The sequence below is a fragment of the Streptomyces sp. NPDC085931 genome (assembly GCF_044540565.1).
In the GTDB taxonomy this organism is placed as follows: Bacteria; Actinomycetota; Actinomycetes; order Streptomycetales; family Streptomycetaceae; genus Streptomyces.
Genome location: NZ_JBITSK010000002.1, coordinates 147,619 through 160,449, shown reverse-complemented (window position 1 = coordinate 160,449; position 12,831 = coordinate 147,619). Strand labels below are relative to the sequence as shown.

At 70.2% G+C, this 12,831-nt stretch carries 9 protein-coding genes; 2 read left to right on the top strand and 7 right to left on the bottom strand.

The window, feature by feature from the left end:
* Positions 1-23 precede the first annotated feature (23 nt).
* Entirely contained in the window at positions 24-2,177 is a 2,154-nt protein-coding gene (locus ACIGAN_RS03755; RefSeq protein ID WP_399854673.1) for an alpha-galactosidase, read from the top strand.
* Positions 2,178-2,185: 8 nt separating this feature from the next.
* Here ACIGAN_RS03755 and ACIGAN_RS03750 read toward each other — a convergent pair whose 3' ends face one another.
* Positions 2,186-3,379, bottom strand: coding sequence for an alkane 1-monooxygenase (locus ACIGAN_RS03750; RefSeq protein WP_365742621.1), 1,194 nt, complete (start codon positions 3,377-3,379; stop codon positions 2,186-2,188).
* A gap of 232 nt (positions 3,380-3,611) precedes the next feature.
* On the opposite strand from ACIGAN_RS03750, the gene ACIGAN_RS03745 reads away from it, so the two are divergent.
* Entirely contained in the window at positions 3,612-4,280 is a 669-nt protein-coding gene (locus ACIGAN_RS03745; protein WP_399854672.1) for a TetR/AcrR family transcriptional regulator, read from the top strand.
* Positions 4,281-4,331: 51 nt separating this feature from the next.
* Here ACIGAN_RS03745 and ACIGAN_RS03740 read toward each other — a convergent pair whose 3' ends face one another.
* The 6 genes from ACIGAN_RS03740 to ACIGAN_RS03715 form a co-directional block, all read right to left on the bottom strand.
* The gene (locus ACIGAN_RS03740; protein ID WP_399854671.1) at positions 4,332-4,556 is read right to left on the bottom strand and encodes a hypothetical protein; all 225 of its coding nucleotides are present in this window, start codon (positions 4,554-4,556) and stop codon (positions 4,332-4,334) included.
* A gap of 167 nt (positions 4,557-4,723) precedes the next feature.
* Positions 4,724-5,887: a hypothetical protein gene (locus ACIGAN_RS03735; RefSeq protein ID WP_399854670.1), complete on the bottom strand. Its 1,164-nt coding sequence runs from the start codon at positions 5,885-5,887 to the stop codon at positions 4,724-4,726.
* 455 nt (positions 5,888-6,342) lie between these two features.
* Complete coding sequence (locus ACIGAN_RS03730; RefSeq protein WP_365096997.1) at positions 6,343-8,100, bottom strand: ThuA domain-containing protein; 1,758 nt, start codon at positions 8,098-8,100, stop codon at positions 6,343-6,345.
* A gap of 16 nt (positions 8,101-8,116) precedes the next feature.
* Positions 8,117-10,960, bottom strand: a complete 2,844-nt coding sequence (locus tag ACIGAN_RS03725; protein ID WP_399854669.1) for a PQQ-dependent sugar dehydrogenase — start codon at positions 10,958-10,960, stop codon at positions 8,117-8,119.
* 342 nt (positions 10,961-11,302) lie between these two features.
* Entirely contained in the window at positions 11,303-12,133 is an 831-nt protein-coding gene (locus tag ACIGAN_RS03720; RefSeq protein ID WP_399854668.1) for a VC0807 family protein, read from the bottom strand.
* Between the two features lie 61 nt (positions 12,134-12,194).
* A complete protein-coding gene (locus ACIGAN_RS03715; protein ID WP_399854667.1) occupies positions 12,195-12,815 on the bottom strand; it encodes a TetR/AcrR family transcriptional regulator in 621 nt (206 codons plus the stop codon).
* Positions 12,816-12,831 lie beyond the last annotated feature (16 nt).

Sequence of the window (12,831 nt, the reverse complement as noted above, 5' to 3'; positions counted from 1 at the left end):
CCCTTGCCTCCAGGAGTGTCCTGATGTCCGCCCAGACGACCGCGCAGCTCCACCACGGGGCAGTGGAGATCGACGAACCCAGTGGCACCGTGCTGCTGCGCACCGCGACCTGGTGCTACGTCCTACGCGTCGACTTCCGTGAGGGGACCGTGCGCCATGTGCACTGGGGCGCGCCTCTTCCTTTGGCCGACGCCGCGAGGCTGCCGGTATGGGCCGAACACGACGACAGTTTCGCCGGCCGTTCGGACGGCGTGGAGGAGTACCCGGTCGAGGGAGGCGCACGGTTCGGCGTGCCGGCGCTGGAGGTGCGGTTCGCCGACGGCAGCAACCCGGTCGAGCCCGGAGTCGAAGGGTGGAGGATCGTCCGCGAGGGCCACGTCGCCATCCTGCAACGCGACAGGTCGCGGCCACTGGCATGGGAACTGCACTACCGGGTGCAGCCCGGCGGGGACATGCTCGAGCGCTGGACGGAGCTGACGCACACCGGCCAGACCGGTGCCCAGGCGTTGCTCCTGTGGCGCAGCGCCGCCGCGCACTGGCCGCTGCCCCAGCGCGCGGACTGGAGGCTGTCCTCCGTCCACGGCGGCTGGTCCGCGGAGAACCGGCTGGAACGGTGTCCTCCGGCGGTCGGAGAGACGACGCTGACCAGCCGTCGCGGTCATACCGGCCACCACGCCGCGCCCTGGGTCATGCTCGACGCCGCGGGCGCCGCCGAGGAGAGCGGCGAGGTCTGGGCCATGGCCCTGGCCGCCGGCGGCAGCTGGCGCCTCACGGTGCAGCGCACCGCGGCCGGCCGCGTGGGCGTCGTGGCGTCCGAAGGCCACGAGGGTGTCGAGATCGCCCTCCCTCCGGGTGGGCGGCACATCACGCCGGTCAGCGTGGCGGTGTACAGCCCGGACGGCTTCGGTGCCGTCAGCCGCGCATTCCACACCTATGTGCGCCGCCATGTTCTGCCGCACCCGGACGAACTCCGGCCGATCCTGTACAACTCCTGGGAAGCCACCTCCTTCGAGGTCAGCGAGGAGAACCAGCTGGCGCTGGCCCGGCGCGCGGCCGACCTGGGGGTGGAGCTGTTCGTGGTCGACGACGGCTGGTTCGGTACCCGGGACGACGACCGGTCGGGTCTCGGCGACTGGACGCCGCATCCGCGCCGCTTCCCCAGAGGCCTGCGCCCCTTGGCCGACGAGGTGCACCGGCTGGGCATGGCGTTCGGAGTGTGGGTGGAACCGGAGATGGTCAACGCCGACAGCGACCTGTACCGCGCCCACCCTGACTGGGTGGTGCATCTGCCCGATCGCTCCGCCACCGAACTGCGCCACCAACTGGTGCTCGACTTCTCCCGGTCGGAGGTGACGGACTGGGCGTACGGATGGCTGTGCGATCTGATCGGTGACCACGACGTCGACTTCCTCAAGTGGGACTTCAACCGCTCCTTCACCGAAGCCGGTGCGCACGCGGGTGGGCCGGACGCGCGCAGCGTGTACGTGGAACACGCCCGAGGCCTGTACCGGTTGCTGGACCGGCTGCGGGCGACGTTCCCGCGCCTTCGCGTCGAAGGGTGCGCCGGCGGGGGAGGGCGGATCGATCTCGGCATGCTGGGGCGCAGCGATCAGGTGTGGACCTCGGACAACACCGACGCGGTGGACCGGCTGACCATTCAGCACGGTTTCGGGCAGCTCCACCCGGCCGCGGTGATGTCGGCCTGGGTGACCGACAGCCCCAATCCGCTGACGGGCCGCGCCGTCCCCCTCGCCTTCCGCTTCCACTCGGCCATGGCGGGAGTCCTGGGGCTCGGAGGCGACCTGACGAAATGGAGCGCGCGAGAGCTGACCGAGGCGGCTCGTCTGGTCGCGCAGTACAAGGACATCCGGCCGGTGGTGCAGCACGGGCTCCAGTACCGGCTGCTCGCACCGGGACAAGGACCTCTGACAGCCGTTCAGTACGCGAGTGCCGACGCCGACCGGGTGGTGGTGTTCGTGTGGCGGCCCACCGCCTCGTTCGGGCCCGGCCATCCACCGCTGCGGCTGCGCGCGCTCGATGTGCGGGGCCGCTACCGGGACGAGGACACCGGTGCAGTGCGGACGGGGCAGACCCTGATGGGCTACGGGCTGCCTGTCCCTCGGCTTCCGGCCGGTGACTGCGCGAGCGCCCTGGTCCGGCTGCGGCGAGTCGGCTGACGGCGGCGTCAGGCACTTCTGCGCGAGGAAGTCGTCCCGGACGGCGCCGGACTGTCGTGGGGTATGCCGAGGCGGCGGCGCATGCGGGGGTGGAGGTTGGCTCGGGACAGGTCACCCTCGTAGTGCGCCGCAAGCCGCGGGTCCATCACCCTGCGCCACAACGGGGGGAACCAGGCCAGCACGATCATCGACGCGTACCCGGAGGGCAGTTCGGGCGCCTCGTCGAAGTGCCGCAGGGTCTGGTACCGGCGCAGCGGGTTCGCGTGGTGATCGGAATGGCGCTGCAACTGGAAGAGGAACAGGTTGCTGACAGTGTTGTTGCTGTTCCAGCTGTGCCGTGGTGCCACCCGCTCATAACGGCCGTCAGGGCGGCGCCGGCGGAGCAACCCGTAATGCTCCAGGTAGTTGACCGTCTCCAGCAGACAGGCGCCGAGGGCGGCTTGCAGCGCGAGGTACGGCAGGACCGCGAGACCGAAGCCCGCCGTCAGCAGGGCGAACAACACGGCGGACATCGCCCAGGCGGTCAGGATCTCGTTGTGCGGGCCGAGAACCGGCCGGCTGCGCCGGCTGAGGCGGCGCTTCTCCAGGTGCCAGGCGGAGCGCAGGCCCCCGAACACGGCACGAGGCAGGAAGCGGTAGAAGTTCTCCCCCATGCGGCTGCTCGCCGGGTCCTCCGGTGTGGCGACCCGGATGTGATGGCCGTGGTTGTGCTCGACGTAGAAGTGCCCGTACCAGCTCTGGGCGAGTGCCATCCGGCTCAGCCGTCGTTCCAACTGCTCGCGCTTGTGGCCGAGTTCATGGGCCGTGTTGATCGCTACGCCCGCGACCACGCCCGTGGTGACGGCCAGTCCGAGTGCGTCGACGACGGGCAGGTGACCCGTGGACCACATGCCGCAGGCCCACACCAGAGCGCCGAACTGGAGAGGCAGATAGAGGTAGGTGCACCAACGGTAGTAACGGTCGGCCTCCAGCGCCGCCATCACCTCCTCCGGCGGATTGGCACTGTCCCGGCCCGTCAGGTGGTCGAGGACCGGGACGAGCACGAAGGCGAAGAAGGGTCCCCACCACCAGAAGACCCCGGCGTTCGTGACGGACACGAGGGCGCCGGCCTGGAAGGGAAGCGTCGGTACGGCGAGTGCGAGCAGCCACAGGGGTCGTTTACGGTCCCGCCAGGGACGGACACGGTCCGGAGTCGGCTCCATCAGGACTCCCTTCGAGTTCGATGAGGGACGCACGCTGCTGCCGACCGGTCATCCGGCCGGCAGCAGCGTGCGCTGGAGGGGTCCTACGACAGTGGCAGGTCGCCGAGCCGCTGACAAAGGCGGCGCAGTGTAAACGTTCTGACGGGTCGTCATATGAGGCTGATCGAAGTCGCGGCGGCCCGACGCGGCGGTCTTCGAGGCGAGGCAGACCGCCCCTCAATACCCTGTGCCTATGACAGAGCCTGCAACGAGGAAGGCGGATGCGCGGGCGTCCACTGCCGACTCGCCCCCCGATCCGCCGAGGGTCGCCTGGCGCAAGAGCATGCGGGAGCGGGTACTGCGGGAGGCGTGGCTGCTGGCCGCCGAAGCGGGCTGGGACCGGGTTCGGGTGGCGGACCTGGCACAGCGGGCAGAGGTGTCGCGTCCCTCCGTCTACGCCGAGTTCGGTGACCGTGCCGGGATCGGGCGGGCGTTGGTGCACCGGGAGACCGAGCGCTTCCTGCTGGGCGTCGGCGCCGTGCTGGACGGCGCACGCGACGACATCTTCGCTGCTGTGACTGCCGGTGTCGCGCACGCCCTGGCCGAGGCGGAGCGCAGCCCCTTCATAGCGGCCGTGGTGACGGCTGCCCGAGGGGGAACGGACGCGCTGCTCCCGTTCCTGACCAGTCGGCCGGATCCCGTGTTCTCCGAGGCCCGCCGTCTGGTCGCGGCGTGGCTGGAGACCGCGGCGGCCGGTGTTCCCCCGGCGCGGCGTGCCGAGGCGGCGGACGTGGTGGTGCGCCTGACGATCAGCCACATGCTGCAGCCGTCCGCGGATCCCTCGGCCGTGCCCGAGCGGGTGGCCCGCGTCACCTGCGCCGTCCTCGGTCTCCCGTCGCCCGCCACCGAGCCGGAGTGGTGAACCCCCTGGAGCCCGCCCGGCCCCGCACCGGCAGGCGCGGCCGGCCGGCGATCACGACCGTCCCCGGGCGGGTCCGGACAGCACTGCCCCTGCCGTCACGACACGGTTGCTCAGACTGGACAGGCCGATCCGGACACCCCGGCGGGCCAGGTGGTGGCGCAGCCGTTCCAGGGACAGGCCCCGGCGCTGGATGGCCGACTTGAGCGCCACGTCGAACGGTTCGGTATACAACTGTGCGCTGCCGGACGGCTTCTCGGCATTCTCGAATCGCGACATCACGTCACCCGCGTCCGCGTCGAGCGGTCGGCGCCATGCGAACGGTCTGTCGATGCGACCGCTGTGTACGGCGATTGTCGCCGCTCGTGTGCCGGTGGCCCAACCACGCACGGCGGCATCCAGGACGGCCGTCCGCAGTTGCGTGACCGGCCGCCCTGGGTGGGGTGCTACGGAATGGTGACCCCGAAGTCGCGGTTGGCCGTCGCGAAGTCCTGGAAGCCGAGGCGGTTGCCGCCGGCGCGGGTGACCGTGCCGTTGGCGACGACACCACCCGAGCCGTTCGACGAGTACACGGATCCGCCGCTGTCACCCCCTCGCGCGGCCGTCTGCCCCTGGACCTGTTCGGCCTCGACGAGGTCCTCGCTGTCCTGCCAGAAGAAGAGGACCTTCAGGTTGCACACCGGTGCTCCGGTCGCCTCGGCGCTGGTCACGCCGGACTGGCACAGGTACTGGCCCACGAAGACATGTCCCCACCCGACCACGTCGACACCGGTGTTGCTGTCGCCACCGCCGATGTACATACGGTTCTCGCTGTCGGCGGGGACCAGGCCGATGTCGTGGTCGTCGTGACCCGCGCTGACGTTGCCGATGAACTCGCCTTTGCCGTCCGCGATGCGGTGTCCCACCTGCCCGCAGTGCTCGGCGGTCAGGAGGTAGCGGCGATTGGACGCGTCACGGACGCCGAACCCGGAGGTGCACAGCGTGCTCGCCGTCTGGTTCCAGGTTCGTGCACCGCCCCACCATGGGCGTGAGTCGTCCTGGCGGGAGACGTTCTTCATGGGCTTCTCGTACAGGACCTCGAGCGGGACGTCGGCCCGCTCGCCGAGCGCCGCGAGGTTCTCGGTGGCCCGTGCGGCGCGGTCCGGGTGCGCGGTGAGCACCAGGCCGCTGCCGTCACCGGGGCTTTTCACGCCGTGGAACCCGCTGCCGGGGTTGGCGTCCAGCCACGCGCGGATCCTGCCGGCGGCGGCCCGCAGCTCGGTCTGCGAGTGCGCTGCGCGCCGTACCCGCACCGCCACCCGACGAGCCGCGTCCTCCACCGCCTCCGCGACGGACGCCGGAACCTTCCCCTTCCACCACAGGGTGACGTCGTGGTCGCCCAGGACGATGCCGGCGTAACCGCCTCGCGTGTCGCTCTCGATCGCGGCGCGTATGCTCTCGGCCGCCCGCACCAGGGGGCGTTGGGCGTGCGACCGGTCCACCGCGGATGCCGGGGCCGCCGCCTCGGAGGCCTGGGCAGGCGGGGAGCCGGGCGCGATCAGTGCGCTCGACGACAGTGCGGCGGCCAGCAGGATGCCGGCCCGCCGGATCGTTCTCCTCGACGCATGCATGGTGCGACTCCTTGACGAGTGGGGGGGGTGGAGTTCTCGACGACCCGAGGAGATGTCTCCTCCCGTCGGATGACAGCGCACCGCGGGTCGTCGCGGCAACGCGTGGACCGAGGGCCGGCCACCCCGCAATTTCGACCCAACGGCGTCGGACGTAGGCGAGGAACGTCGGTGCAGGTGGCGAGGTTTCGGAGGGGGGCCGTCGGCTCGGTGGTCAGGACGGACAGCCGCGGGTGTTGCCCCAGGTGCCGTCCGGAGGTATGGGGGCGCGCCCGTCGCAGACGTCCCCACCGGGCGGGAGATGCCGCCGCGGCGTTCACCGGTGTGCAGCATTCGGCGGGCTGCCGCTGCCCACCCCGGCCGTGTCGAGCACCGCCGGAGATGGGTGAGGGCCGGGGTGTCTGCCAGCCCTCACCGTCAGGTGGTGTGTGTCATGCCAGGGCTGCCGTTCACGAACGTCAGGGAAGGGTCCACTTCTGGTTGGGGCCGGTGTGGCAGGTCCACAGGTGGACGGGGGTGCCGTCGTTCCAGGTGCCGCCGGAGGCGTCGAGGCATTTGCCGGACTGGGGGTTGCGGATCGTGCCGTCGGCCTGTGGGGTCCATTTCTGGGCGCCGGTGCCGTTGCAGGTCCACAGCTGGATTCTCGTGCCGTCGGCGGTGGCGCCGCCGGAGATGTCCAGGCACTTGCCGAGGGCGCGCAGGGTGCCGTCGCCGGGCAGGGTCCACTGCTGGGCGGTGCTGGCGTTGCAGGTCCAGAGCTGCACCTTGGTGCCGTCGGCGGTCTGGGCGTTGTCGATGTCCAGGCACTTGCCGTTGACGCCCTTCACCTCGCCCGAGCGGGGGCCGGGCGAGGTGCCGCCGCCCTGCTTGATGCGGATGTTCCGGAACGACACCGAGTCGCCGTCACCGTGGTTCTGCAGGCCGATGTGGCCCTGCCTGAGGGAGCGCGCCGGGTCGGTGTTGGTGAAGTCGTTGATCTTCCGGCCGTTGAGGAAGATCTCCAACCGCTCCCCGGTGACCCGCAGTTCGTAGGTGTTCCACTCGCCCGGCGGGTTCAGTGCCGCGTCGCGCGCGGGGAGGTCGGCGGACTTGAAGCCGTAGACCGCGCCGGTGGTGCGCGCCGCCTCGTCGGTGGCGTCGATCTGGATCTCGTAGCCGTTGTCCACCGCCGACCACGGGTCGTCCGACGCCGGGAAGCCGATGAAGACGCCGGAGTTGTCGTCGCCGTCCGCGCGCCAGTCCAGTTTCAGCGAGTAGTCGCCGGTGAACTCCTTCGCGGAGTGCCACAGCATGCCGAGCCCGCCGTGCGAGGTGAGGGTGCCGTCGGCGAGCGTGAAGCCGCCCGGGCCCGCCTGCTTCCAGCCCGCGGTGCCCGAGCCGTCGAACAGCGGCGTGTAACCGGTCTCCGGACGGCAGTCGGCCTCGGTCATGCCGGCGGCCCAGCGGACACCGCCGAGCAGATGGCGGCGGAAGGCGGGTTCGCTGTACGACTCGTCGGTGTGGCCGCCACCCGTGTAGAAGGCCCGGCCGCCCTGGTAGTCCTTGCACCAGGCGATCGGATGGTCGCCCGACATGGTGCCGCCGGAATAGCTCGACTCGTCGAGCGCGGCCAGCACATGGGCCGTGGTACGCGGATTGGTGCGGTAGTTGTACCACTCGTCGGTGCGCTGCCAGGTGCCGCCGAGGTGCGCGGTGGCGTCGTGCGCACGGTCCTCGACCTCGACGGTGGCGGACTGGATGGCGGGATGGGAGTGGAACAGCGCACCCGCCAGCCCTGCGTAGAAGGGCCAGTCGTACTCCGTGTCGGCCGCGGCGTGGATGCCGACGTACCCGCCGCCGCCCTGGATGTACTGCTCGAACGCCGTCTGCTGGGTGCCGTTGAGCACGTCACCCGTGGTGGACAGGAAGGCGACCGCCTTGTACTGGGCGAGGTTGCCGGGGATGAAGGCCCCTGCGTCCTCGGTGGCGTCGACGGTGAAGTTGTGGGCCGCGCCGAGATCGCGGAGCGCCGCGATGCCCTCGTCGATGGAGGAATGGCGGAAGCCCGCCGTCCTGGAGAACACGAGGATCTTGTAGGCCGGGTCGGCGGCCGCCGCCTTCGTCCCGGTGCTGACCTGAGCCTGGTTCACCGGACCCGGCGCGGCGACGGACTGCGACGTCAGGCACAGCGCGGCGCCGGCGAACAGACCGAGAAGTGCCTTGAATCGGATACGCATGACGGGCGCCTCCTTTCTACGGAAGGGTCCACTTCTGGTTGGGGCCGGTGTGGCAGGTCCACAGGTGGACGGGGGTGCCGTCGTTCCAGGTGCCGCCGGAGGCGTCGAGGCATTTGCCGGACTGGGGGTTGCGGATCGTGCCGTCGGCCTGTGGGGTCCATTTCTGGGCGCCGGTGCCGTTGCAGGTCCACAGCTGGATTCTCGTGCCGTCGGCGGTGGCGCCGCCGGAGATGTCCAGGCACTTGCCGAGGGCGCGCAGGGTGCCGTCGCCGGGCAGGGTCCACTGCTGGGCGGTGCTGGCGTTGCAGGTCCAGAGCTGCACCTTGGTGCCGTCGGCGGTCTGGGCGTTGTCGATGTCCAGGCACTTGCCGTTGACGCCCTTCACCTCGCCCGAGCGGTCGGAGCCGGAGGTAGTGAGGGAGTACTCGTCCACGTCGAACAGCGAACCGCTGCCGCCCTTGAAGACCAGGTGCAGTGTCGTGGAGCCGGAAGGTTGGTTGCTCAGCGCGGTGGTGACGTCCTGGAAGGTCTCCCAGCCGCCGGTGACCGGTACGGTCGCGGTGCCGAGCAGGGCACCGGTCGGAGATCCGGCGCGGACCTCGATGGTGCCGCCGGTGCCGCCGGAGGAGACCCGAGCGGTGAACCGGGTGGCGTTGGCGAGGGCGTAGGGCGTGAAGGAGATCCAGTCGCCGTTCTCGATGTGGCCGACCGTCCTGCCGCCGTGCGCCGGGGTGTGGCTGACCACCTGGACGCCGAAGGAGTCGCCGTAGTGCTCGGCCTGCCGGTGGCTGGGCTGGGTGACGTGCTGGTCGTGCGTGGTCAGCGCGGGCTGGCCGCTCGCGCCCTTGTCGGTGTACTCGGCGTCGACGACGCCGAAGATGTTGGCGTTGGGGTCGTGTTCACCGTCCGCGAGCGTCCGCAGGGTGCCGGAGCAGCCGGTGGCCGACGTCTGGGGATGTCCGTGGCTGTCGTGCCCGACGATGAACGTGACTTTGACCTTGATGCAGTCGATCGTGCCGTCCTCGGGGTCGGTGACCGTCACCTTGAACGGGATCGCGGCGCCGAAGTCGTAGATGCTCCCGTCCGCGGGCAGGTCGAGCCTCACCGTCGGAGCGGTGTTGCCCACGGTGATCTGGACGGACGCCGTGGCCGACTTCCCGGTCGTGTCCGTCACCTTGAGGGTGGCCGTGTACTGGCCGTTGGCGGTGTAGGTGTGCGAGGGGTTGGCAGCGGTGGAGGTGGCGCCGTCGCCGAAGGTCCAGGCGTGGCTCAGGGCGTCACCGTCGGCGTCGGAGCTGCCGGCGGAGGAGAAGGACACCGTCAGGGGAGCCTTCCCCGAGGTCACGTCGGCCTTGGCCTGGGCCACCGGCGCGTGGCCGTCCGTGACGTGCTCGATACGGTACAGCGCGGAGTTCGCGTCGCCGTTGAAGTAACCGGTGCCGTAGTCGAGGACGTACAGGGCGCCGTCCGGGCCGAAGGCCATGTCCATCACCTGGGTGCCGCTCCAGGGGAAGGCGTTGATGGACTGCACGGTCCCGTCGCCGGAGGCTTCGACGCGCTTGATCCAGCGGCGGCCGAACTCGCCGGCGAAGAAGTCGCCGTCGTACTCCTGGGGGAACTTGACCTGGGAGGAGGAGGCGGCGTCGTAGCGGTAGACGGGGCCGCCCATGGGCGACTCGGAGCCGTTGCCGAACTCGGGTACGGAGCCGCCGTCGTAGGGGATCCAGGCGGGTTGCGCGGGCGGCAGGTCGGTGAGGCCGGTGTTGCGCGGCGAGGTGTTCCTCGGCGCGGCGCAGTCGAACCTGGCGCCCGAGGTGCCGCCGGCGAAGTCGTAGTCGACGTAGGCGTCGTTCTTGCCGGTGCAGTACGGCCAGCCGTAGTTGCCCGCCTTCGTGATGCGGTTGAACTCGACCTGGCCGGCCGGGCCGCGGGAGGCGCTGGCCGTACCGGAGTCCGGGCCGTAGTCACCGAGGTAGACGATGCCGGTGGCCTTGTCGACGCTCATCCGGAAGGGGTTGCGGAAGCCCATCGCGTAGATCTCCGGCCGCGTCCTGGCCGTGCCCGGGGGGAAGAGGTTGCCCGACGGCACGGTGTACGACCCGTCGGCGTTGACCTTGATGCGCAGCACCTTGCCCCGCAGGTCGTTGGTGTTGCCCGAGGAACGCTGGGCGTCGTAGGCGGGGTTGCGTGAGGCGCGCTCGTCGATGGGTGTGAAACCGTCGGAGGCGAAGGGGTTGGTGTCGTCACCCGTCGACAGGTACAGGTTGCCCTGCGCGTCGAAGTCGATGTCCCCGCCGACGTGACAGCAGATGCCCCGTGAGGCGGGGACGTCGAGGATCTTCTTCTCGCTCGTCGGATCGAGGGTTCCGGCGCTGGTCAGGACGAAGCGGGAGAGCCGGTTGACGCCGTCGAAGGGGGCGAAGTCCGCCGCCGACCCGTCGGAGGGCGCGTCACCGCCCGGCGTGCTCTGTTTGGGGGCGTAGTAGAGATAGACGAACCGGTTGGACGAAAAGCCGGGGTCCACGGCGACGCCTTGCAGGCCCTCCTCGTCATGGCTGTACACCTCCAGCTTGCCGGCCACTTTGGTGGTGCCGACCGCGTCGGTGAGCCGGACGGTGCCGTCCCTGGAGGTGTGGAGCACCGAACGGTCCGGCAGGACGGCGAGCGTCATCGGCTCGCCCGTCTCGGCAACGCCCTTGGCGAGCGTGACCTGTTGGAACTCGGCGGCGGCAGCGCGGGGTGCCACCTCGGCGCCCGCCGGAGCGGCCGCGGCTGTCCCGGGCACGAGGCAGCCGACGGCACACACCAGCGCCGTCACAAGCGTACGAACGAGTCTGGGTCTGACCACTTTTGTGCGCACAGAAGTCTCCCGGAGGGGTGGGGGACGGCAGGCCGGTGTCGGGTCCGCCGGGGGAGCTCAGGCGCGCGCCGTCGCGCCGTCGGGCCGGTTGCATGTGCATGACCAACCCGATGCCAAGGAAGTTAGCGGCCCAGTTTCCCGGACGTAACCCCTTTCGCAGCGGGTCTCGATACTTTTTCCATGATCAGGACAAAGTGGGAGATCGATTCGGCCGCCGCCGATCGGGACGTCGGGCAGGGTGGGCCGAGGCGACATGTGGTACCCCCTGCACCTGCACGGGCGCACAGATGACCGCGCGGCAACGCCGTGAGCCCGTGCGACACAGCCGCGGTAGTCACGTGTTCATGAACGGTCCCCGGTGCGCTCGCCGTGGTCCGTCCGGGCCGCGGGGAAGAAGCGGCGGCCCGGCCTGCGGTCGCCGAAGATCTTGGCCAGCGTGCGCGTCCGGAACAGCACCACCTGGGTGATCACCTGCAATCCGATCCAGGACGCGGCGTACAGGACTCCGTCCAGGGCGGGCACGGTGTCGACGGGCAGGGTGTACGCCATCACCACGCGCAGCAGTGCGTCGCACAGCAGACCCACGCCCCACAGGACCGTCAGCCCGCGCCACACCCGCCGGAAGGCCGCGTCCGTCTCCCACAGCCTCTCCAGCACCGCCGTCCGCCCGGGCAGCAGCGTGCGCAGGGCCTGGTAGGTGAACGGCCGGGCGGTGCACAGCGTCACCAGCAGCCAGACGCCGGCGAGTGCCGTGAACAGGCCGTTGCGCGCCAGCGCGATACGCGGGTCGGACGTCATCAGTGATGCGACGGCGCTCACCAGGAGCAGGGCCGTGGTGAAGACGCCGATGGCGTCCAGCTTCCGTCGCTCGATCGCGGAGTAGAGCGTGTGCAGGGCCGGCGCGGAGCCGCTCAGCAGCAGAGCGGTGATCTCGCTGGTACCGGCGGCGCGCAGCATGTAGTAGAGCCCGACCGGCAGCACGATGTCGCACAGGATGGTGAGGGCGAACTCCCGGCGGGGGGAGGATGTCTCCGGTGTCTCCGGTGTCTCCGGTGTCTCCGGTGACTTCGGCGTCTTCGGCGTCTTCGGCGTTTTGGATGTCTCGGCGGACGGGCCGGGAGGGCCGTCGGTGGGGGAAGCCGTGGGGCCGGGGCGCGGTGTGGGGGAGGTCATGAACGGTGCTCCTGTGGTCGAGCCGGCGGCCGGACGGCTCGGTGGAGGGGGTGGGGGGACGCTAGGTCGGCCGGGTACAGCGATCGAAGATGTCCGCCAACTCCCGTGCGACGTCCTGAAGGTGAGTGAACTGACCGCACAGGTGGTGGCGCAGTACGCTGTCGGTGGCGCCGCGTACGGCCAGAGCCATGGTGCGGCAGTCGAACGTGCCGAACTCGCCCGCCTCACGGCCCTGCTGGAGAAGTGTCACGAGGTACTCCACCGACGTGACGGTGTGCTCGACGTCGTCCAGACCGCTGATCCGCCCGTCCCGGACCATGCGGACGATCTCCATGAGCGCCCGCGCCTGGAGGGGATGGCGGGCGACGAAGTCGAAGCTGGAGGTGATGTATGCGGTCAATCTCCCCCGGTGGGTCGTCGCCTCGGCGATCCGCGCGGCCGTCAATTCCCGCGCCTGCCCGATGACCGTGTTGGCGACCTCGGCGAACAGTTCCGGCTTTCCGGAGAAATGATAGGAGATCATCCCCGTGCTGCTGAGTTTCGCCTGCTGCGAGATCCTGGTGAACGACGCCTTCGCGTAGCCGCTTTCCGCGAGGGCTTCGATAGCCGCCTGGACTATCTGCGCTCGCCGTGCCTTCTGGGTGAATGTGCGAGTTTTCGCCTGAGCTACGTTGGCCATCATGATGTCAAATTAGCAT